The sequence below is a fragment of the Leifsonia sp. SIMBA_070 genome, from assembly GCF_046534635.1.
Taxonomy (GTDB): Bacteria; Actinomycetota; Actinomycetes; order Actinomycetales; family Microbacteriaceae; genus Leifsonia.
Map to the genome: position 1 here is coordinate 1 of NZ_JAWRYK010000597.1, position 254 is coordinate 254.

Consider the following 254-nt stretch of genomic DNA (forward strand, 5'->3'; position numbering starts at 1 on the left):
AGGCTGAAGCGCAGCAGCGAGACGGACCCACTGGCCACCGGCCGGGTGTCCGTGATGCGGATGTCGGCGTCCCCGCTGTACCCGTAGGTGCGCACGCGCGCCGCGCCGGAGCGGCGGACGACGTCGGCGGCACCGGGGTCATCGGCGCAGGCCACCAGCAGTCCGTCCGCGGGCAGCAGCCGGACAAAGCTGTCGAAGGAGGCGAACACCGCTTCCTCGGTTCCGTAATGGTCCAGGTGGTCCGCCTCGACGTT

At 71.3% G+C, this 254-nt stretch carries 1 protein-coding gene; it reads right to left on the reverse strand.

Going from position 1 to position 254, the window contains the following annotated elements; genetic code table 11:
• A partial coding sequence (locus tag SB754_RS21620) for a Mur ligase family protein (RefSeq protein ID WP_410784371.1) occupies positions 1 to 254 on the reverse strand: 254 nt, incomplete at both ends.